17 protein-coding genes are annotated in these 20,317 nt (G+C 71.0%); 8 read left to right on the forward strand and 9 right to left on the reverse strand.

The features are described from left to right. Positions 1-32 precede the first annotated feature (32 nt). From ACWDEW_RS44045 to ACWDEW_RS44060, 4 genes are all read right to left on the reverse strand, one after another. Complete coding sequence (locus ACWDEW_RS44045; protein ID WP_450521255.1) at positions 33-869, reverse strand: carbohydrate ABC transporter permease; 837 nt, start codon at positions 867-869, stop codon at positions 33-35. Then, the gene (locus ACWDEW_RS44050; protein ID WP_450521257.1) at positions 866-1,729 is read right to left on the reverse strand and encodes a carbohydrate ABC transporter permease; all 864 of its coding nucleotides are present in this window, start codon (positions 1,727-1,729) and stop codon (positions 866-868) included. Before ACWDEW_RS44050 ends, ACWDEW_RS44045 begins: the two co-directional genes overlap by 4 nt. A gap of 72 nt (positions 1,730-1,801) precedes the next feature. Then, positions 1,802-3,049, reverse strand: coding sequence for a sugar ABC transporter substrate-binding protein (locus ACWDEW_RS44055; protein WP_450521259.1), 1,248 nt, complete (start codon positions 3,047-3,049; stop codon positions 1,802-1,804). 48 nt (positions 3,050-3,097) lie between these two features. Further along, the gene (locus ACWDEW_RS44060) at positions 3,098-5,020 is read right to left on the reverse strand and encodes a glycoside hydrolase family 127 protein (protein WP_450521261.1); all 1,923 of its coding nucleotides are present in this window, start codon (positions 5,018-5,020) and stop codon (positions 3,098-3,100) included. A gap of 184 nt (positions 5,021-5,204) precedes the next feature. Here ACWDEW_RS44060 and ACWDEW_RS44065 point away from each other — a divergent pair, with 184 nt between their 5' ends. Next, complete coding sequence (locus ACWDEW_RS44065; protein WP_450521263.1) at positions 5,205-6,224, forward strand: LacI family DNA-binding transcriptional regulator; 1,020 nt, start codon at positions 5,205-5,207, stop codon at positions 6,222-6,224. A gap of 6 nt (positions 6,225-6,230) precedes the next feature. On the opposite strand, the gene ACWDEW_RS44070 is transcribed toward ACWDEW_RS44065, so the two are convergent. After that, positions 6,231-6,719, reverse strand: a complete 489-nt coding sequence (locus tag ACWDEW_RS44070; RefSeq protein WP_450521265.1) for a MarR family winged helix-turn-helix transcriptional regulator — start codon at positions 6,717-6,719, stop codon at positions 6,231-6,233. Between the two features lie 113 nt (positions 6,720-6,832). Here ACWDEW_RS44070 and ACWDEW_RS44075 point away from each other — a divergent pair, with 113 nt between their 5' ends. Continuing rightward, on the forward strand, positions 6,833-7,345 hold the full coding sequence (locus ACWDEW_RS44075) for a YceI family protein (RefSeq protein ID WP_450521267.1): 513 nt from the start codon (positions 6,833-6,835) through the stop codon (positions 7,343-7,345). Between the two features lie 7 nt (positions 7,346-7,352). Here ACWDEW_RS44075 and ACWDEW_RS44080 read toward each other — a convergent pair whose 3' ends face one another. Further along, positions 7,353-9,029: a hypothetical protein gene (locus ACWDEW_RS44080; RefSeq protein ID WP_450521269.1), complete on the reverse strand. Its 1,677-nt coding sequence runs from the start codon at positions 9,027-9,029 to the stop codon at positions 7,353-7,355. 199 nt (positions 9,030-9,228) lie between these two features. Continuing rightward, positions 9,229-13,263 (reverse strand): molybdopterin-dependent oxidoreductase, encoded by a 4,035-nt coding sequence (locus ACWDEW_RS44085; RefSeq protein WP_450521271.1) that lies wholly within the window; start codon positions 13,261-13,263, stop codon positions 9,229-9,231. 198 nt (positions 13,264-13,461) lie between these two features. Here ACWDEW_RS44085 and ACWDEW_RS44090 point away from each other — a divergent pair, with 198 nt between their 5' ends. The 4 genes from ACWDEW_RS44090 (at position 13,462) to ACWDEW_RS44105 (ending at position 16,179) form a co-directional block, all read left to right on the forward strand. Then, positions 13,462-13,857: a cell division protein SepF gene (locus ACWDEW_RS44090; protein ID WP_450521273.1), complete on the forward strand. Its 396-nt coding sequence runs from the start codon at positions 13,462-13,464 to the stop codon at positions 13,855-13,857. Positions 13,858-13,955: 98 nt separating this feature from the next. Beyond that, positions 13,956-15,182 (forward strand): AAA family ATPase, encoded by a 1,227-nt coding sequence (locus ACWDEW_RS44095; RefSeq protein WP_450521275.1) that lies wholly within the window; start codon positions 13,956-13,958, stop codon positions 15,180-15,182. Next, the gene (locus tag ACWDEW_RS44100) at positions 15,179-15,505 is read left to right on the forward strand and encodes a nucleotide pyrophosphohydrolase (RefSeq protein ID WP_262063276.1); all 327 of its coding nucleotides are present in this window, start codon (positions 15,179-15,181) and stop codon (positions 15,503-15,505) included. The genes ACWDEW_RS44095 and ACWDEW_RS44100 overlap by 4 nt, the downstream gene beginning before the upstream one ends. Positions 15,506-15,696: 191 nt before the next feature. Beyond that, complete coding sequence (locus tag ACWDEW_RS44105; RefSeq protein WP_450521277.1) at positions 15,697-16,179, forward strand: DUF6099 family protein; 483 nt, start codon at positions 15,697-15,699, stop codon at positions 16,177-16,179. 30 nt (positions 16,180-16,209) lie between these two features. On the opposite strand, the gene ACWDEW_RS44110 is transcribed toward ACWDEW_RS44105, so the two are convergent. Then, positions 16,210-16,386 carry a hypothetical protein gene (locus tag ACWDEW_RS44110; protein ID WP_200713655.1) on the reverse strand — a complete coding sequence of 59 codons (177 nt, stop codon included), beginning with the start codon at positions 16,384-16,386 and terminating at the stop codon, positions 16,210-16,212. 244 nt (positions 16,387-16,630) lie between these two features. Between ACWDEW_RS44110 and ACWDEW_RS44115 the strand changes: the two genes are divergently transcribed. After that, the gene (locus ACWDEW_RS44115) at positions 16,631-17,554 is read left to right on the forward strand and encodes an LLM class F420-dependent oxidoreductase (RefSeq protein ID WP_450521279.1); all 924 of its coding nucleotides are present in this window, start codon (positions 16,631-16,633) and stop codon (positions 17,552-17,554) included. Positions 17,555-17,637: 83 nt separating this feature from the next. Here ACWDEW_RS44115 and ACWDEW_RS44120 read toward each other — a convergent pair whose 3' ends face one another. Then, positions 17,638-19,107 carry an MFS transporter gene (locus ACWDEW_RS44120; RefSeq protein ID WP_450521281.1) on the reverse strand — a complete coding sequence of 490 codons (1,470 nt, stop codon included), beginning with the start codon at positions 19,105-19,107 and terminating at the stop codon, positions 17,638-17,640. A gap of 164 nt (positions 19,108-19,271) precedes the next feature. Here ACWDEW_RS44120 and ACWDEW_RS44125 point away from each other — a divergent pair, with 164 nt between their 5' ends. Further along, positions 19,272-19,943, forward strand: a complete 672-nt coding sequence (locus ACWDEW_RS44125) for a TetR/AcrR family transcriptional regulator (protein ID WP_450521283.1) — start codon at positions 19,272-19,274, stop codon at positions 19,941-19,943. Positions 19,944-20,317 lie beyond the last annotated feature (374 nt).

A 20,317-nucleotide genomic window follows, 5' to 3' on the forward strand; every position in this document is an offset into this window, starting at 1 on the left:
GAAGATGGCTGTGCCAGGGGAGTTCGGGGTTGTCAGTCCTTCACCGCGCCCGCGGTCACGCCCGCGGCCACGTAGCGCTGGGCGAGGACCAGGAGGACGGCTGCCGGGATCGACGCGACGACGGCGGTGGCCATGATCGCGTTCCACTCCTGGTTGTTGTTGCCGATGTACTTGTAGATGCCGAGGGTGATCGGCCGCCAAGTACCTCCGCCGTCGAGGGTGTTGGCGAAGACGAAGTCGGACCAGGCCCACAGGAAGCCGAACAGCGAGACCGTGACGATCGCGTTGCGGCTCAGCGGGAGGACGACCGACCGGAAGGTGCGCCAGGTACCGGCGCCGTCGATCAGGGCGGCCGAGATCAGTTCGCCGGGGATGCCCGACATGAACGCGGTGAAGATCATGACGCCGAAGGGCACGGCGATGGTGGAGTCCGCGATGATCAGCCCCCACCAGGAGTTGAGCAGGCCGAGGTCGAGGAAGATGCCGTAGAAGCCCATCGCCATGACGATGCCCGGGATCATCTGGGCGATCAGCAGGGCCAGGCTGAGAGTGCCGCCCGTGCGCGGTCGCAGCTTCGCCAGCGAGTAGCCGGCCGGGGCGGCGATCACGAGCGTCAGGGCGACCGTGCCGATCCCGATCAGCAAGCTGGTGCCCAGGTAGGGGAGTTGGTCGTCGAGGACCGCCCGGTAGCCCTCGAACGTGGGGTGCAGCGGGAACAGGTCGGGCGGGGACTTGCGCATGTCCTGCTGCGGGGTGAGGGACACGTTCAGCATCCAGTACACCGGGAACAGCATCAGCGCGGTGAGCAGCAGCCCGATGGTGGTGTAACGCCGTTTTCCCGTACGGGACTTCACGCCTCCCGGGGTCATGTCTCCTGCCTCCTCTGGATGCGGATGTACAGCAGCCCGAAGACGAGCGCGATGAGGATGAGGATGTTGCCGACGGCCGCCCCGGGCCCGAACTTCGGCAGCAGCGTGCCGAATCCGAGCTGGTACGACCAGGTCGCCAGCGTCGACGAGGAGTCGCCGGGCCCGCCCTTCGTCATGATCCAGATCAGGTCGAACACCTTGAGCGTGTAGACCAGCCCGAGCAGCAGGGTGATCGCGGACACCGGCCGCAGCAGCGGGAAGGTGATCCGGCGGAACTGCTGCCAGGCGCCCGCCCCGTCCAGGGAGGCCGCCTCGTACAACTCCGCCGGAATGTTCTGCAGCCCGCTGTACAGGATCACCAGGTTGAACGGGATCCCGATCCAGATGTTCGCGACGATCACCGAGGTCAGCGCCCAGTCCGGCGAGGTGAGCCACCCGACCGGGTCCACACCGACCAGATGAAGCCCGTAGTTCACCACGCCCGACTCGCTGTTGAACATCCACGACCAGGTCGACGCCGACACGATCAACGGCAGCAACCACGGGATCAGGAACAACGCCCGCAAGGTGGAGGCCAGTCGGGAGTGCCGGTTGAAGAAGACGGCGAGCGCCAGGCCGATGACGTACTGGTAGACGATCGACACGAAGGTGAACACCATCGTGTGCCGCATCGCCGGCCCGAACGTCGGATCGTGCAGCACGGCCGAGAAGTTCCGCCACCCGGAGTACGGCGCATCACCCTGCACGAACGACCGCACGGTGTAGTCACGCAGGCTCAGGTCGAGGTTGCGGTAGAGGGGATAGGCGTAGAAGGCGGCGAGGTAGACGAGCAGCGGGGCGACAAACGCGAGAGAGGCCAATTGTCGCGCCCCGAAGGGGCGCGGGGAACTGCGCGACCAGCCCCCGCCGAGCCGCAGACCGACCACGACCCCTCAACCCTTGCCGGCGGCCGACTGCGCCACATCCAGCGCGGCCTGCGGACTCTTCCCCCCGGACAACGCCGACTGCACCGCCGTCCACAACGGCTGGGAGATCGTCGGGTACTTCGTCCCCAGCCCCCCACTGGTCCGCCCCCGCGCGGCGGCGACCGCGCTCACCCACGGCTTCAATTCGGGGTTCTTGGCGACCTGTTGCGCCTGCACCGCGGCGGTCGGCGCCACATACGTCAACGTCGTGTCGGTCGCCAGCAAGCTCGTCGGACTGGTCAGACACGTCACGATCTTCTTGCTCACGTCATACCGGGCCGTGTCCTTCTGCACCGGCACCGTCACGAACTCGCCCCCGGTCGGCACCGGAGCCGAACCCCCGTTGCGCGCGGGGATGTTGACGATCCCGTACCCGAACCCGGCCTTGTCCGCGTTGCCGAGCTGCCACGTCCCGTTCTCGCTGAACGCGTAGTCCCCGGTCGCGAACTCCTGCCAGCTCGTGGTCTGGGTGTTGTTGAGGACGTCCTTGGGCGCGTAACCCGAGTCGACCCACTGCTTCCACAGCGTCAACGCGGCTGTTCCCTCGGGGGAGTTCAGCTTGGTCAGGTCGCCACCCGCACCCCAGAACCAGGGCAGGAACTGGAAACTGCCCTCCTCCGTGTTGATCGCGGAGAACGTGATGCCCTTCTTGCCCGCCGCCTTGACCTTCTTCAGGGCGGCCGTCAGCGAGGCCCAGTCCTTCACGGAGGCCGGGTCGACGTGCGCGTCGGCCAGGATCTTCTTGTTGTAGTAGAGGGCAAGGGTGTTGGCGCCGACGGGTATCCCGTACGCGGAGCCGTCCAGCGTGCCCGCGCCGATGATGTTCTTCTGGATCGACGACGTGTCGAGCCCGAGGTCGCTCGTCTTGTTGAGGATGCCCGCCTCCACCAGTGTGGAGACGACCGGGTTGTCCACCAGCATCACGTCCGGCGCGTTGCCCTGCTGGGCGGCGAGCAGCGCCTTGTTGCCCAGGTCCGTCGTGTCGTAGGCGGTCCGCTTGACCTTCACCCCGGCCTGCGTGCCGCACTGCGCGACCCGCTTGCCCCAGTCGGAGGAGGCGTCGAACTGCGGGTACGGGTCCCAGAAGGCGTACGTCTTGGAGTCGCCGGAGGAGGACGAGGAGGAGCCGGAGCCGCACGCGGCGATCGAGACGAGCGCGCCGGTCACGGCGAGAGCGGTGAGGAGGGTGCTACGGGTTCGGCGGGTATTTCGCACGGGAGTGACCTCGTTGTCAGGGTGAACCAGGCTGAAGGACAGGGGAGTTCAGGAGGTCGGCAGCCAGACGCGCATGCTGCCGTCCTGCCGGTTGGCCCACGCGTAGTAGGGGATCGCGGTGAGTTCGACCAGGTCGCCGGCCGGTGCGGCGTCGGGTCCGGCGGCCCGGTACGGCCACCAACTCCCGTCCTCCGCGAGGCGCCTGCGGTGCCCGGCCGCGACGACGGTGGTGACCCCGCCGAGCAGATCCGGGCGGTGTTTCACGGCGAGCGGGCGCGTGGGGTCGAGGACGATGTCGTCCAGGCCGCCGCCGGGGACGTCCACTTGCTCCAGGCAGTACACGAGCGGCCCGCGCTCGATCGCCGCGCAGCCGCGCACGGCGTCCACCCGCGGGTCGGCGCCGGTGAGCCGGGGTTCGAGCATCAGCTCCAGGACCACCGAGTCGCCGGGCGCCCAGGCCCGTTCGAGACGCAGCCAGCCGTTCTCAACGGGCGCGTCCGTCTGGTCGTACGTCAACTCCTCTGCGCGCACCCGGAATTCGCGGCACCACTGCGGGACGCGCAGGGAGAGGGTCCATGGCCGGTCGGGGGTGTCCTCGACGGTGAGGGCGATCCTGCCGTGCCAGGGGTAGTCGGTCTCGGCGCGCACGGACATCGCGCCGTAGGAGTAGCGGCCGGTGACGAACTGGTGGATCTGCAGGTCCTGTTCGTCACCGGACGACAGATAGTGCTCCAGGGAGGCCAGCAGCCGCATCACGTTCGGCGGGCAGCAGGCGCAGCGGAACCAGCGGGTGCGGCGGGCCGACTGGTCGCCGCCGGGGTCGGTGTGGCCGTCGCGGACCTGGAGCGGGTTGACGTACAGCCAGCGCTCGCCGTCCAACGAGACTCCGGCCAGGAAGGCGTTGTAGAGGGTGCGTTCGATCAGGTCCGAGTAGCGGGCCTCGCCGGTGAGCAGGGCCATGCGCCAGCTCCACTGGACTGAGGCGATGGCGGCGCAGGTCTCGCAGTAGGCGCGCTCGTTGGGGAGTTCGTACGGGTCGCCGAAGTCCTCCTTGCCGTGGTGGGCGCCGAGGCCGCCGGTGAGATGGGTCTTGGCCGTGGTCATCGCGTGCCACAACCGTTCGGCGGCGGACCGGAGTTCGGGATCGTCCGTCTCGGTGGCGAGGTCGGCGACCGCGGCCAGCAGATACAACTGCCGTACGGCGTGCCCCTCCACGTCGGTCGCCTCGCGCACCGGGACGCGGTCCTGGCAGTAGGCCTCGCCGCCGAGGAGCCCGTGGCCGTGCCGGTCGACGAAGTAGCCCGCCAGGTCGAGGTGTTCGCGGTCGCCGGTCTCCCGGTACAGCTCGACCAGCGCGGTCTCCACCTCGGGATGGCCGTCGATGCCGTCGATCGGCCTGCCGCTGCCGGGAGGTCCGAAGACCTCGCCGAGGTGAGCGGCGAACCTGCGGGCCAAGGTGAGGAGTTCGGGCCGGCCGGTGGCCCGGTGGTGGGCCACCCCCGCCTGGATCAGATGGCCCGCGCAGTACAACTCGTGGCCCCAGCGCAGGTCCTGGTAGCGCGCGCCGCCCTCCCGCACCTGGAACCAGGTGTTGAGGTAGCCGTCCGGCCGCTGGGCGGCGGCGACCAGGGCGATGATCCGGTCGACCTCCGACTCCAGTTCCCCGTCCGGCTGTTGGGCGAGCTGCCAGGAGGCGGCCTCCAGCCACTTGTAGACGTCGGTGTCGACGAACGGGTACGCGCCCCGGAACCCGCCCTCGGCCGTGCCGGCCGCCAGCCGCAGGTTGTGCAGATTGCCCGCGGACTCCAGCCGGCCGGGGCCCTGGGGCAGTGACACCCGTGCGTTGACCTCGCGGCGGCTGTGCCAGAAGCCCGCGTCGACGGCGGCGGTGGCGGGGCGCAGTGCCGCGCGGGCTGCCGGGCCGAGCCGGACCGGGCCGGCGGGGGAGGGGGCGGAAGGGATGCGGGGCATGGCTCTCCGGTTCATCTCTGGAACTCGTTTGAGCAATCGTTTTTCTGCCGGAAAGTAGAGGGGAGACGACGGATCCCGGTCAAGTAGCGCGACCACCTTTTTTCACGCCGGGCCAAGGCTGCTACTGTCGCCGATGAGGCCGTCGGCGCCGACGCGTCGTCGGCGAGGAGGGAAAGGACCGCCCGTGACCTCTGCTTCCCGTACGCCCTCTGCGGGCCGGGCCAGACTCACCGATGTCGCCGCGCTCGCGGGCGTCAGCGTGGGCACCGCGTCGAAGGCGTTGAACGGCGGCGGGCGGATGCGGCCCGAGACCCGGCAGCGGGTGCTGGACGCGGTGGAGGCCCTCGGCTTCCGGCCCAACCAGTACGCGCAGAGCCTGCACACCGGCCGGAGTTGGACGGTCGGGCTGATGACCACGGACGGCATCGGGCGGTTCAGCACGCCGGTGCTGCTGGGTGCCGAGGACGCGCTCGGGGCCGGCAAGATCTCCGTGCTGCTGTGCGACACCCGGGGCGACGCGATCCGTGAACAGCACCATCTGCGCAACCTCATGGACCGCCGCGTCGACGGCATCATCGTCACCGGCCGCCGCACCGACCCGCGCCCGCCGCTGACCGGCGTCGACGAGGTCCCGGTGGTCTACGCGCTGTCCCCGTCCACCGCCCCGGACGACACCTCCGTGGTCTCCGACGACGAGGGCGGCGCACGCCTCGCCGTGGAGCACCTGCTGGCCACCGGCCGCACCCGGATCGCGCACGTCACCGGCCCGGCCCACCATGCCGCCGCCCGTGACCGGGCCCGGTTCGCGGGCGACCATCTGAAGGGCGCCGGGCTCGAACTCGCCACCGGGCGCGTCCACTTCGGCGAGTGGAGCGAGGCCTGGGGCCGCCGCGCCGTCGACGCGGTGCTGCGCACGGCGCCCGGCACGGACGCGTTCTTCTGCGGCAACGACCAGATCGCGCGCGGGGTGACGGACGCGCTGCGCGAACGCGGGGTGGGCGTCCCCGCCGACATCGCCGTGGTCGGCTACGACAACTGGGACACCATGGCCCTGGCCAGCCGCCCGCCCCTCACCACGATCGACATGAGCCTCGCCGAGATCGGCCGGATCGCGGCCCTGCGGCTCCTGGAGGCGATCGACGCCGACCTCGCGCCGGGGCTGCACACGGTGCCGTGCCGGCTGGTGGTGCGGGAGTCCAGCTGAGCCGCGTCAGTTGGCGGTGAGATCGGGCAACAGGGCGCGCATGGCGTCGTGCTGGGCCGGTCCGACGAACCGGCCGAGGGCCCGCTTGACCGTCTCGGAGAGCGTCCCGGACGCCTCCTTCAGCAGCTCGCGCGCCTTCTCCGTGAGGGCCACCTCGACCCCGCGCTTGTCCCCGCAGACCGACTTGCGGGTGACCAGGCCCGCGTGCTGGAGGCAGGCGATCTGATACGTCAGCCGGGTCTTCGGGCGGCCGAGCAGCTCGGCGATCCGGGTCATGCGCAGCCCCTCGGGCTGCTCGGCGAGCAGGCACAGCACCAGGAACTCGTCGTGCGAGACGTCGAGGCTCCCCTTCACGACCGAGCGCAGCTCCTGCTCCACCGCACCGGTCGCCGCCAGCAGCAGCATCCAGGCCCGCAGCTCGGGCGGGAGCAGTCCGCCGTCCTGCGAGGAGGGGCATCCGGGCTGGTCGGCAGGGTGCTCAACAGAGTCGGCCATGATTCCGAGTCTACCTGCTGTTCAAATTTGGAGGAGATGGTTGTCCAGTTTTGGATAATGGGCTAGCGTGAGGCTCATTCAAATTTGGACTACTGGAACCAGCGGGAGAGATCATGACCGTCGTCGTCGAAACCGGGGTGTGGCAGCTCGACCAGGCCGCCTCCACCGTGGGCATCAGCCACAGGACGATGTGGGGCCTGGTCAATGTGAAGGGCACCTTCGGCACCGTCACCGGTCAGGGCGAGGTCCGGCCCGACGGGTCCGCGATCGGCACGCTGACCCTGGCCGCCGCCTCCCTGGACACCAAGAACGCCAAGCGCGACAAGCATCTGCGCTCCGCCGACCTGTTCGACGTCGAGAAGTTCCCGGAGATCACCTTCGCGGTGCGCAGCGCCGAGCTGACCGGTGACACCGTGCACGTCGTCGGTCAGCTGACCGTCCACGGCATCAGCCGCCCGCAGACCTTCACCGCCCGGCTCAAGGACGCGAGCGCCGAGGCGCTCACCCTGGACGCCGAATTCACCGTGGACCGCGACCAGTTCGGCCTGGGCTGGAACCAGCTGGGCATGCTGCGCGGCCTGACCACCGTGACCACCACGCTGCGTTTCCTGCGTACCGCCGCCTGACGGAGCGTCAACCCGTCGGCCGCAGCCGGACGTCCGAGCTGGACAGCGTCTGCGGGGTCGCGGTGAACGCCCGCACCCGGATCCGGACCTTCTTGTGGGGGAGGGTGAACTTCCCCCCGGACGGCCGGAGTTCGATGCGCTCGGTGCTGTGCGCGGGCAGCGTCGTCGGACCGCTCACCTGGGACCAGAACCTGCTCATGCCCTGACCCGTGGTGAGCATGTAGTGCGGCGAGAGGGCTGTGCCGGACGAGTTGGTGACCTGAACGGTCAGCCGGGTCACCACGGTCGGTGCCGCGCCGCGCCGCACCCCGGCGAGCTTCATGCTCATCGGCGGCGCGCCCGTCGCCGCCACGGCGGCGCTCGCCAGTGCGGGCGTGAGCAGCAGTACGGCCGCCGCGACCCTGGCCCGGCGCCGGTTCGGGCCGGACAGCGCCCGGGGGCGCGGCTGCCACGCGTCCCGGAACTCGGAGAGCGGTGTGGTGACCGCCGCCGCCAGCCACAGCGGGGTCATCATCAGGTAGTAGCCGTCCTGCGAACGGGTCGCCAGATAGAAGGCGCACCAGGGCAGGACGGTCGCGGCCGGCCCGAGCCGCCGTACGAACAGCACGAACACGGCGAGCAGCCCCGCCGCCAGCAGCATGCTCGCGTGCGAGTACCAGTCGAGCCGGTCGCTGCCGTTCGTGAAGTACAGCGAGATGTCCACCAGGCCCTGGCCGTGCACCACCGCGCCCTGGGTCAGCGGCAGCGCGATGCCCGCGATCCAGGTGCCCGGCTCGTGCACGATGAAGTACGTGTTGATCAGCAGCCATACGGTGAGCGCGACCCCGATGATCCGCAGCAGCACCAACCCCGCCTGCCTGGCCCCGAGTTCACCGCGCCGCACGGCGTAGATCCCGGCGAGCAGGAACGGCGTGAGGAACCAGGGGAGTTGCTGCGCCGCGCAGGCCGCCCCCAGGCACGCGGCCTGGGCGATCCCGGCGCGCCCGAGCCGGCCGCCCCTGCCGATCCGGGGCCAGCGGACCACCACCGGCACCAGCAACGCCATGGCCAGGACGGCGGGATAGCCCTGCCGGCCGTAGGTCGGCAGCAGGCCCAGGCCCAGGCACGCGATGGTGGCCGCCGAGCGCCACTGGGTGGGCAGCAGCCGCCACATCAGGATCGCGCCCGCGACGAGCGCACCGGTGGCGACGGCCGTCGCGGGGGCGCCGCCGTGCCCGATCCACAGCAGGGGAGCCGTCAACAGCGTTTCCAGCGGCGGATATCCGTAGGTGTAGTCGTAGCCGCCGGCCACGGTCGGGGTCAGCGCGACGCCACCGGAGTGGAAGAGCCACGGCCAGGGCTGTCCGTAGACCGGGTGCCCGGCGACCAGTTCCTTGGCGGCCTGGGTGGTGAGGACCGCCTCGTCGCCGCCGTTGTGGAACACGGACCACGCGGCCAGCGTCAGCAGGACCGCCGTCACCAGGACGGCGAGGTCGATCCGGGCCAGCGACCGCGCCCTGCGCACCACCAGGGCCAGCACCCCGCACACCAGGATCGAGACGTAGCAGAGGGACACGGCCGCCGCCACGACGAGCCGGTGGCTGGCGGCCTGCGTCCACACCGGGCGGACACCGATGAAGAGACTGATGTCGGCGAGCAGGGTGAGGATGCGATGCCACTGCGCGGGAGGTTCCGGGGCGGACACCGCCGACTGTGTCCGCCGACCGGGTGTCACCTGAGGTGTTTCTGCCAAGTGCACGACATAGGAGGCTATTCGGCCCCGGTGAGCGGGGTGTCGCGCATCGTGAAGAGTCGGGTGTGAGGGCGGTAAGAAGTCCGCTTTTGTGGCGGGAAAGCAGCAAAAGCGAACGTCATTGTTCAACTGGCCGAAGCCATCGGTTCATTCAGTAAACATCGCGCACATACCGTTTCGCCGCCGCCAGTTGCTTCACGTACGAGGCCGCCTCGGCCTCGTCGAGACCGCCGTGCGCGACCGCGATGTCACGCAGCGCCCGGTCCACGTCCTTCGCCATCCGCGAGGCGTCCCCGCACACGTAGAAGTGGGCGCCCTCCTGCAGCCAGTGCCACAACTCCGGCCCGTGCTCCCGCATCCGGTCCTGCACATACACCTTGGCCCGCTGGTCCCGGGAGAAGGCCGTGTCGAGCCGGGCGAGCGTGCCCTCGTCGAGCAGCTGGGCGAGTTCCTCCTCGTAGTAGAAGTCCGTCGCGCGGTGCTGCTCGCCGAAGAACAGCCAGTTCGGCGCCGCGTGCCCGAGCGCGCGCCGCTCCTGGAGGAACCCGACGAACGGCGCGACCCCCGTACCCGGCCCGACCATCACCATCGGTGTCCCGGCGTCGGTGGGCGGCCGGAAGTGCGGCGACCGCTGCACGAACACCGGTACCTCCGTGCCCGCCTCGGCATCGGCCAGGAACGGTGAGCACACCCCGCTGCGCGGGCGGCCGTCGAGATTCTCGTAGCGCACCACCGACACCGTGAGTGAGACGCTGTGCGGGTCGACGAGCGGGCTGGAGCTGATCGAGTACAGGCGCGGCTGCAGCTTCTTGAGCACCCCGGCCCAGTCCTCCGCGTCCGCCTTCACCGGGTACTCGGCGAGCACGTCCACTGCCTGCCGCCCCCAACTCCACTGCGCGAGCCGGTCCTTGTTGTCGGGCCGCAACAGCCTGCGCAACTCCCGGTCGTCCCGGGCCCGTTCGGCCACGAAGCGCAGCAGGTCCGGGGTGATGCGGGTGATGTCCAGCTGCCGGTGGAGCGCTTCGGCGAAAGGGAACTCGCCAACACCAGCCACTTCTACGACGGTTGAGGCATCGGCGCCGGTGACGGTCAGCCACTCCTCCACCAGGTCCGGCGAGTTGACCGGCCGCACGCCGAGCGCGTCACCGGCCTCGTACGTGAGGTCGATCCCGCTGGTGTCGAAGGTGAACCGCCGCACCTCCTTGCCCGCACCGGGCCGGCTGAGCAGCCGGTTGCCGACGAGCCGGGCGAGCGCGGGGGCGGGCTTGGGGGCGCGGCGCGGTGCTTCCGGGACTCCGGGTTCGGCGCCCAGCGCCGTGATGACCTGGCCCAGCCACGCGTCCGCCGACGGTTCGAAGTCCGGCTCGCAGTCCGTGCGCGGGGCCAGCCGCACCCCGCCCAACTCGTCGAGCCGCGCGTCCAGTCGGCGCCCGTGCCCACAGAAGTCGTCGTACGACGAGTCGCCCAGGGCCAGTACCGCGAACCGCACTCCGTCCAGCCGGGGCGCCTGCTCGCCGGCCAGCGCGTCCCAGAAGCCCGAGCCGTTGTCGGGGGCGTCGCCGTCGCCGAACGTGCTGGTGATGAAGAGGAGGTCGGCGTCGGCCGGAAGCGTGCCGACGTCGGCCTGGTCCATGCCCAGCAGACTCGCCCGGTGCCCGGCCGAGCCGAGACGCTCGGCGGTGGCCGCCGCCAACTCCTCCGCGTTGCCGGTCTGCGAGGCCCACAGTACGACGATCCGCCGCCCGGCCTGCGGCTGTTGCCGCCCTTCCTGTGGGGGAGCGGTCGTCGACCTCGAATACATCCCGGCGAGAACACCGTTGACCCACAAGGCGTGTTCGGCGCTGAAGGGCGCGTCCGGCGGAAGCGTCGGCACACCCGGGGCGCCGGACTCGATGCCCGCGAGGAAGCCGGTCAAATAGACGCGTTCCTGCGCGGTGAGCACGGGCGGCGGGGCGGGGTCGAGGCCGAAGGGATTCGCGCCCGTCGTGACGGCGGAAGGGGTCACGGAGGCCGGCAGGACCACCTCGGGCTGTGCCGGTGGTGCGCTCGCCACCTTCGCCAGCGACACCGCGCACACCTTGAACTCCGGCTGGAACGACACCGGATCGACCGCGTCACTCGTCACCGCGTTGACGCTCAGATACTCGCCGAAGAGGTCGTTCCAGTGGAACGGCGCGAAACAGCCCCCGGGCCGTACCCGGTCGGTCACCACGGCCGGCAGCACCGCCCGCCCCCGCCGCGACGCGACCTCCACCGAGTCGCCCTCCGCGATCCCCAACTCCCGCGCGTCCTGCGGATGCAGCTCGACGAAGGGTCCGGGGTTCAGCTTGTTGAGCTTGGCGACCTTGCCGGTCTTGGTGAGCGTGTGCCACTGGTGCTGAAGGCGTCCCGTGTTGAGCACGAACGGGTAGTCGTCGTCGGGCAGTTCGGCGGCCGGCATGTGCGGCCGGGCGTGAAAGACAGCCCGCCCACTGGGAGTCGGGAACCGCAGCTCACCGCCGCCCATGTACCGGATGGGATTGCGGTCCGGCCCGTTCTCCTCCGCCGCGGGCCACTGCACCGGCGTGGACCGCAGCCGCTCGTAGGTCACCCCGCGCAGGTCCCACCCGGTCACCGGGTTGAAGAACTGCCGTATCTCCGCGAAGACTTCCTCCGCGCTGTCGTAGGAGAAGCCCTTCTCGTAGCCCATCGCGCAGGCCACGGCCGCGATGAGTCGCCAGTCGGCCGTGGCCTCGCCGGGCGGGTCGACGACGGGGCGGGCGAGGGTGAGGGTGCGTTCGCTGTTGACCAGGACGCCCTCGGACTCGGTCCACAGGGCGCCGGGGAGGACGACGTCGGCGTACGCGTTGGTCTCGGTGTCGGTGAAGACGTCCTGGGTGACGACGAACTCGGCTGCTTCCAGGCCCTCGATGACGGTGCGTCGGTTGGCGACGGAGGCGACCGGGTTGGTGCAGATGATCCAGCAGGCCTTGATCTCACCGTCGGCCATCTTCCGGAACATCTCGACCGTGCCCCGGCCGACGCCGTCCGCGCGGAGGGTGTCGGGCGGCAGACCCCACACCTCCTCGGTGAACTCCCGTTCCGCGTCGACCAGTACGGACCGCTGGCCCGGCAATCCCGGTCCCATGTAGCCCATTTCACGGCCGCCCATCGCGTTCGGCTGGCCGGTGAGGGAGAACGGCCCGCTGCCGGGGCGACAGATGGCGCCCGTCGCGAGATGCAGGTTGACCAGGGCGTTGGTGTTCCAGGTGCCGTGCGTGGACTGGTTGAGCCCCATCGTCCAGCAGCTCATCCACTCGCCCGCCTCGCCGATCAGCCGGGCCGCCGTACGGATGTCGTCCTCGGCGAGTCCGGTGAGCGCGGCGACGGCGTCCGGCGCGTAGTCGGCGAGGAAGTCGGGCAGCGCCTCCCAGCCCTCGGTGTGCGCGGCGATGAACTCCTCGTCGGTGTGCCCGTTCTCGTGCAGCAGGTGCAACAGGCCGTTGAGCAGGGCGAGATCGGTGCCTGGAGCGATCTGCAGGAAGAGGTCCGCCTTCGCCGCCGTGGCGGTCCGGCGCGGGTCGACGACGATCAACTTGGCGCCCGCCTTGACCCGTTCCATCATGCGCAGGAAGAGGATCGGATGGCAGTCGGCCATGTTCGAGCCGATGACCAGGAACACGTCCGCCCGCTCGAAGTCCTCGTACGAGCCCGGCGGCCCGTCCGCGCCCAGCGACGACTTGTATCCGGCACCCGCACTCGCCATGCACAGCCGGGAGTTGGACTCGATCTGGTTCGTGCGCACGAACCCCTTGGCCAGCTTGTTCGCCAAGTACTGGGCCTCCAGGCTCATCTGCCCGGAGACGTAGAAGGCGACCGCGTCCGGCCCGTGCTCGTCGACGATCCTCCGCAGCCGGCGCGCGGTCTCGGCGACGGCGTCCGCTACGGGCGCGGGCGCCGGCTCCGCGCCCCGGTCGTCCCGGACCAGCGCGCTGGTGAGCCGGCCCGGGGCGGCGAGCATCTCGGCCGTGGTCGCGCCCTTGGTGCAGAGCCGGCCCGCGTTCGCCGGGTGCGCCTTGTCGCCGGACGCCCTGAGGACCGTACGCCTGCCGTCGGGACCCGCCCCGACGTCGAGCAGCATGCCGCAGCCCACACCGCAGTACGAGCAGACCGTTCGTACCTGCTGTGTGCGGAGGCTCGTCGTCATGCCGTAGACGCTACGAATTGCCCGTTACGCCGATGTCACACGGCTCGATCATGAGGGGTTACGCCCGCTGCACAACCGGCTCGGGGCCGGTGTGAGATGTGCCGGATCTTGTCGCGGAGTGTGTCGCTGTTGGGCCGAACGGGTGACAGTGCGCAACAATTGCCGGATGCAGACTGCCAGCGCGACCCAGGACGGAGCATGCCGGTGAACAGCCACGATGTCACCGACGAACAGTGGGAGGGGCTCGCGCAGGTAGTGCCGCTGCGAGGCCGGGACGCCTGGCCGTCCGCCGTGAGCCACCGGGCCGTACCCGAGGCCGAGACCGAGCCGCGGCGCCGCTTCGTCGTCCTGCGGGTGAATGTGTTCGGGGACGCCCGCGAGGTCGCGGAGACCCTGATGGCGGGCATACCGGTGCTCCTCGACCTGACCGGCGCGGAGAGCGAGGTCGCCAAGCGGGTGCTCGACTTCAGCACGGGTGTCGTCTTCGGGCTGTCGAGCGGGATGACCCGCGTCGACCGGAATGTGTTCCTGCTCACACCGCCTGGGACGGAAGTGCGGGGGCTGATGGAGGGGGCGGGGGTTCCGGGCGTGTGAGCCGCGCGGGGGCGGGAGCGGTGGGGGCGGTCCCTCGATCGTAGGAAGGTCCCCGGGACGGAACGGTTCGCCTCACGGCGGAGGCCTACGGTCCGGATATGGCCGTGTCCCCGCAGTCTCCCCAGTCCGCTCCGCCGTGCGAACCCCGCGTGCCGCCACAGGCCGCCTCACCCCGGCAGTCATCTGCGAGCCCCGGGAGTCCTGAGTCCCACCCCGACCGGCCGCACCTCACGGAGCTGCGCCTGTCGGCGTTCGCCACCCACCGGGGCGCCGGGTTCCCGCTCGGGCCGCTCACCCTCTTCGCCGGGCCCAGCGGCTGCGGCAAGACGAGCGTGCTGCGGGCGTACGAGGCGCTCGCGCGGCTCGGCGGCGGAGCCGAGGTGGGGGAGGTCTTCCCGGACCCGGTCGCCTGCGTCCCGGACCGGGCCCGGCCCGACGCCCAGCGCCGGCGCGGCTTCCGCATCGGCTGTACGGCGGACGGACCCGAGGGCCCGGTACGGCTCGACGTCGCCGTCCAGGCCGAGCCCGAACTCCGCATCGTGGGCGAGCGGTTGACGTCCGGCGGGCTGGTCCTCCTGGAGACCGCCCTGCGCGATCCCGCCCGCCGCTCGGTGCAGGCCGCCTGGCACACGGCGGGTTCGTCACCGGTCACCCGCGCCCCGCTGCCCGACGACCGGCTCGGCACCGCCCTGCTGCCGCTGCGGGTCGCGGGAAAGACGGACGGACAGCGACAGGTCCTGGCCGCCGCCGAGCAGATGGTGGTCGCCCTGCGCTCCGTCTTCGCCTGCGACCCGGTGCCCGGGCGGATGCGCGCACCCGTGCCGATCGGCGACGGCCGGCTGCTGCGGGACTGCGCCAACCTCGCCGACGTGCTGTGGCGCACCCGGAGCGAGTGCGGGCGACGGCACGGGCAACTCGTCGCGGCGCTGCGCACCGGATGCGCCGGAACCGTCGAGGACGTGCTCGCGGAACCGTTGCGCGACGGCCTGGTCAGGGCCGTACTCGACCGGGGCGACCGCGGGCGCACCGGCTTCGGACGGCTCGGAGACGGTGAACTCCGTTACGCCGCCCTCGCGTTGGTGCTTCTCACCGGCCCCGGCGTCCTGGAGGTTGACCCGCCCGGCGAGGTCCCGGCCGCGATGCAGACCCTCACCGTCCTCGCCGACGGCCTCGACCGCGCGCTGGACGTACGGCAACGCGCCGAACTGCTGCGGCTCGCCGCCCGGATGTGCGAGCGCGGGCACATCCGGCTGGTCGGCGCGGTGAGCGACGCGTCCTGGGCGGAGCGGGTCGAGGGGGTCACGGTGGTACACCTGGAGCCGTGACAGAACATCTCGACGTGGCGAAACTGCAGCGCAGGCTGGCCGAGTTCGCCGCCGCACGGAACTGGCAGCCCTACCACACGCCCAAGAACCTCGTGGCCGCGCTCAGCGTGGAGGCCTCCGAACTGGTCGAGATCTTCCAGTGGTTGACCCCCGAGGAGTCCGCGCGGGTCATGGACGACCCGGACAGCGCGCACCGGGTGCGGGACGAAGTCGCCGATGTGCTCGCCTACTTGCTGCAGCTGTGCGAGGTGCTCGGCATCGACCCGCTCGCCGCGCTGGAGGCGAAGATCGACCGGAACGAGGACAGGTTCCCCCGGCCGTAATGGACAAGTTGGGGGAGCGAGCGCGTCCATTTTCACTCTCCGGAGTCATTCATCTGTCCGCAACCGATTTGTTGTCCACAGATTTCCGCCTTCCTCTGGCTTTTCGTCTCAGGGACTCTCACTCTGGGTAGTGGACTAGGGAGTTCGGGCGGACGTGCGAACAGCGCGTCGGGATATGACGGGGGCAGTGCATGGACGCGATGCGGCTCATCCTGACGAGCAGGCGTGCCCTGGCCGGCAGCGGGGACGTACCGCAGACCATGACGGAGGTGTGGCAGGCGCAGGCCCTCGCGCAGGCGATCGGCAGCCGCCTCGCGGTCTTCGGCCCGCCCGAACTGCGCGGTGAGGCACTGGGGTTGACCGAGCTGGCGGGCCGGGGCTGCGGCGTCCTGGACACCCCGGTGCTCGCGGTGGAGGACTTACGGGCCGCGCAGCTCACGGAGTTGGGCGATGCCCGGCTCGCTCTCCTCTGCCTGGGCGGCCTGCTCGGCGAGGTCGGTATCGCCCTGGTCGGCATCGCCTGCGCGGCGGACGACGAGGGCACGTACTGGCAGTGCATGGAGGCGATCGACGCGGCGGACGAGTCGCGGGACCGGGTCCTGGAGATGCTGCGAAGACTGGCGGACCGGGAGCGGGCGGAGCTGGCGGAGATACCGGAGCGGGAGGCGGGGTGAGAGACGTCCGCCTCCGGCGCCGCAGAAGCGTCAGGCGGTCGCGCCGCCCTCCTCGGCGGACACCGACCCCGTGCTTCCGGCCGACTGCAGATCCGCGTCGAGGGCGGACAGGTCCGCGTTCAGTGACGCCATCAGCTCCTCCATCTGCTGCAACAACCCCTTCGGTTGCGCAGGCCCGCCCTGCTGCGGCACGGCTTCTTCGGACATGACGGCCTCCTCGGCCCGTGGCCTCCGAGAGCGGAGGCCGATGCGGGTGACGCCCCGACGTCGCCTTGCCGGTGCGGGAATCCGGGCGGTCCGGTTCCGCCCGAGCCAACGATCATCACCGGGGCGGGTCACTGGCACGGGCAGTCCCCGTGCGCACGGTTGACGCAATTTCACCCGACCGGGCAGGAGTGGGGCCGCAGGGACCGGTGGGGTTGACCGGCGTCCCGGAGTGCAGGATGGAGGCATGGATCTTCGCATCTTCACCGAGCCCCAGCAGGGCGCCACCTACGACACCTTGCTCGCCGTGGCCAAGGCCACCGAGGACCTCGGCTTCGACGCCTTTTTCCGCTCCGACCACTTCCTGAGCATGGGCTCCGGCGACGGCCTCCCCGGCCCCACCGACGCCTGGCTCACCCTCGCCGGCCTCGCCCGCGAGACCAGGCGCATCCGCCTGGGCACCCTGATGACGGCCGGCACCTTCCGCCTCCCCGGCGTCCTCGCCATCCAGGTCGCACAGGTCGACCAGATGTCGGGCGGCCGGGTCGAACTGGGCCTGGGCGCGGGCTGGTTCGAGCAGGAGCACAAGGCCTACGGCATCCCCTTCCCCAAGGAGAAGTTCGCCCGCCTGGAGGAGCAGCTGGCGATCGTCACCGGCCTCTGGGAGACCAGGCTCGGCGACACCTTCGACTTCCACGGCACGTACTACGACCTGACCGACTCGCCCGCGCTGCCCAAGCCCGCGCAGTCCAGGATCCCGGTGCTGATCGGCGGCCACGGCGCGAGCCGTACCCCGAAGCTGGCCGCTCGGTACGCCGACGAGTTCAACATCCCGTTCGCCTCGATCGAGGACAGCGAGCGGCAGTTCGGCCGGGTCCGCGCCGCCGCCGAGGCCGCCGGCCGCAAGGCCGACGACCTGATCTACTCCAACGCCCTCGTCGTCTGCGTCGGCAAGGACGACCAGGAGGTCGCCCGCCGCGCCGCCGTGATCGGCCGCGAGGTCGACGAGCTCAAGGCCAACGGCCTGGCGGGCTCCCCGTCCGAGGTCGTCGACAAGATCGGCCGCTACGGCGAGACCGGCTCCCGGCGCATCTACCTCCAGGTCCTCGACCTCGACGACCTGGACCACCTGGAGCTGATCTCGTCCCAGGTGCAGTCGCAGCTGTCGTAGCACCGCGAGGGCCGGGGGGCAGGGGACCCTCTCTGGAAAAGTGTGTCGCTTTCAGGGCAAAGTGACACACTTTTCCGGAACCCCTACCCCACCCCCGCCTCGGCGGGGGCCGTCGCCGACACCCCCGCACCGACGGCCGGCCGCCGGCCCGGAAGGAACGCGGCCAGTGCCAGGGCCGCCAGGGCCGCCGCCGAACCGATGCCCATGATCACGCGGAAACCGTCGTGGGAGGGGACCTTCACCGAGCCGAACGTCGTCGTCATGTGCGCCAGTACGACTCCGGCGACGGCGCTGGAGGCGGACGTGCCGATGGAGCGCATCAGGCTGTTGAGGCTGTTCGCGGCGGCCGTCTCGGACAGCGGCACGGCCCCCATGATGAGCGCGGGCATCGCGCCGTAGGCGAAACCGACCCCGGCCGAGATCACGCAGCACACCACGACGACCTGCCAGACCGCGGACAGCATGAAGACACCGAGGCCGTAACCGGCGGCCACGACGGACGCGCCCAGCATGAGGGTGACCCGGGGTCCGGCCGCCGCCGAGATCCGGGCGGACAGCGGCGCCGTGGCCATCATCACCAGGCCGGAGGGACCGAGCGTGAGGCCCGCCGCGAGCACGGACTGGCCCAGGCCGTAGCCGGTGAGCGTGGGCAGTTGGAGCAGCTGCGGCACGGCCAGCGACATGGCGAACATCGCGAAGCCGAACACCACGGACGCGAGGTTGGTCAGCAGCACCTGGCGCCGCGCGCTGGTTCGCAGATCGACCAGCGGCCGCTCGGTGCGCAACTCCCACCAGCCCCACACCAGCAGCACGGCGACGGCCACGACGAACAGCCCGGTCGTCGTCCCGCTGCCCCAGCCCCAGTCCGCCCCCTTGGAGACCGCGAGCAGCAGACACACCAGGCCGATCGACATCCCGACGCCGCCCACGACGTCGAACCGGCCCCCGCTGCGCACCGCCGACTCCGGTACGAGCGCCACGACGAGCGCGGTCACGACGGCACCGAGCACCGCCGCCGTCCAGAACAGCACATGCCAGTCCGCCTTCTCGGCGATGAACGCGGCCGTCGGCAGCCCCAGCGCACCGCCGACCCCCAGCGACGCGCTCATCAGCGCGGTCGCCGATCCCAGCCGCTCGGGCGGGAGTTCGTCACGCATGATGCTGATGCCGAGCGGGATGACCGCCATCGAGAAGCCCTGGAGCGCCCGGCCGACGATCATCGGCGCGAGCGAGTCGCTGAGCGCGCCGACCACCGAACCCGCTATCAGCAGCACGAGGTTGAGCAGCAGCATCCGCCGCTTGCCGTACATGTCCCCGAGCCGCCCCACCACCGGGTTGGCGACGGCACCGGCCAGCAGGGTCGCGGTGATCGCCCAAGTGGCGTCGGACGGCGAGGAGTTCAGCAGCTTCGGCAGCTCGGGCACGATCGGGATGATCAGCGTCTGCATCAGCGAGACGGTGATCCCACCGAGGGCCAGGACCCAGACGACGGCGCCGGAGCGCGGGGGACCGGACCCCTCGAGAGGCGGGGTGGGGACGGCGGACGCGGACATGGCGAAGCCTCCGGCTGATGCGTGCGACAGGGGGCCGAACGAAACGAGTCTGGCATGTTTTTCGTACGCCATACGCAAAATAATGGGAGCCGGGCCCGGAAAGTGCCGGAGCGGTAGCCTTCCCCTGTCCGGGCACGGCTGTCGCGGACGGAGAGGCGCAACGGATGACGCAGGTGGCGACGGGTTCCGGCCGCCGGGGCAGGGGACGCCCGCCCCGGCTGTCGCGGGAGCGGATCGTCGCGGGCGCGGTCGAGGTGCTGCTCGCCGAACCGGCCGTCTCCCTCACCATCAAGCGGGTCGCCGACGTCGTCGGGGCCGCCCCCATGGCCCTCTACCGCTACTTCCCGGACCGCGACGCCCTCCTCCAGGCCGCCGCCGACCACGTCCTGGAGGCCATGCGGCGCGCCCCCGTCGCCGACGGCCCCTGGCCGGACCGGCTCCGCGCCTGGATGCGGGCGGGGCTGGCCAACCTCCGCCCCTACCCGCAGCTCATGCCGTACATGACGACGACCCGGCACCCCGCCTGGATCCCAGGCCTGACCCGGCTGCGCGAGATCCTCACCCCGGCCGGCCTCTCCGACGAGGACCTCGCCCTCGCCGTGGCGCTGATCTCGTCCACGATGCTCGGCCATGTCGTGTACGAGGGTTACCGCAGGTCCGACGAGGAGATGACGGCCCTGCTCGACGACGTCCCCGACTCCGACCGCGACCCCGCGACGGACTCGCTGCGCCCCCTCCTCGCCGGCCTTCCCGCCGCGCACGCCCGCCTCTACGACACGATCCTCGACCAGACGGTCACGACGGTGGAGCGCCTGGCGACGACCGGTCGGCCGTAGCCAACCACCGATCGACCCTGACCAACGACGCACCACGGCCAGGCAGTTGGGCCCACCCCGCAGCAACGATCGATACCCGCCCGGCCAGCTGTCAGGCTGCGGCCGGGCCCCGACCGGACTGCCGTCAGGCTGCGGCCAGGCTCCGACCGGACTGCCGTCAGCCCTCGGTCAGCCTTCGGCCGGCCGCGGTCTCCGGCTCCGGCCGGCCTCCGGCCACGGCCGGGCCGGGCTTCGGCCGGCCGCTGGCCATGGCGGGGTCAGACTTCGGCCGGGTCATGGCGGCGCCAGCCTTCGGCCACGGCCGGCCCAGGCTCCGGCCCGCTCTGCCCAGGCCGAAGGCCGCGGCCTCGGCAGGGCTTCGGGTCGGCCCGGCC

The sequence above is a fragment of the Streptomyces sp. NPDC001100 genome, assembly GCF_053598575.1.

Bases quoted from the DNA above. Each gene is read 5' to 3' on its own strand.
- ACWDEW_RS44060 (WP_450521261.1), bottom strand. From the start codon at position 5,020: ATGCCCCGCATCCCTTCCGCCCCCTCCCCCGCCGGCCCGGTCCGGCTC.
- ACWDEW_RS44115 (WP_450521279.1), top strand. From the start codon at position 16,631: ATGGATCTTCGCATCTTCACCGAGCCCCAGCAGGGCGCCACCTACGAC.
- ACWDEW_RS44090 (WP_450521273.1), top strand. From the start codon at position 13,462: ATGCCGGTGAACAGCCACGATGTCACCGACGAACAGTGGGAGGGGCTC.
- ACWDEW_RS44110 (WP_200713655.1), bottom strand. From the start codon at position 16,386: ATGTCCGAAGAAGCCGTGCCGCAGCAGGGCGGGCCTGCGCAACCGAAG.
- ACWDEW_RS44085 (WP_450521271.1), bottom strand. From the start codon at position 13,263: ATGACGACGAGCCTCCGCACACAGCAGGTACGAACGGTCTGCTCGTAC.
- ACWDEW_RS44105 (WP_450521277.1), top strand. From the start codon at position 15,697: ATGGACGCGATGCGGCTCATCCTGACGAGCAGGCGTGCCCTGGCCGGC.
- ACWDEW_RS44075 (WP_450521267.1), top strand. From the start codon at position 6,833: ATGACCGTCGTCGTCGAAACCGGGGTGTGGCAGCTCGACCAGGCCGCC.
- ACWDEW_RS44120 (WP_450521281.1), bottom strand. From the start codon at position 19,107: ATGTCCGCGTCCGCCGTCCCCACCCCGCCTCTCGAGGGGTCCGGTCCC.
- ACWDEW_RS44125 (WP_450521283.1), top strand. From the start codon at position 19,272: ATGACGCAGGTGGCGACGGGTTCCGGCCGCCGGGGCAGGGGACGCCCG.
- ACWDEW_RS44095 (WP_450521275.1), top strand. From the start codon at position 13,956: ATGGCCGTGTCCCCGCAGTCTCCCCAGTCCGCTCCGCCGTGCGAACCC.
- ACWDEW_RS44045 (WP_450521255.1), bottom strand. From the start codon at position 869: ATGACCCCGGGAGGCGTGAAGTCCCGTACGGGAAAACGGCGTTACACC.
- ACWDEW_RS44070 (WP_450521265.1), bottom strand. From the start codon at position 6,719: ATGGCCGACTCTGTTGAGCACCCTGCCGACCAGCCCGGATGCCCCTCC.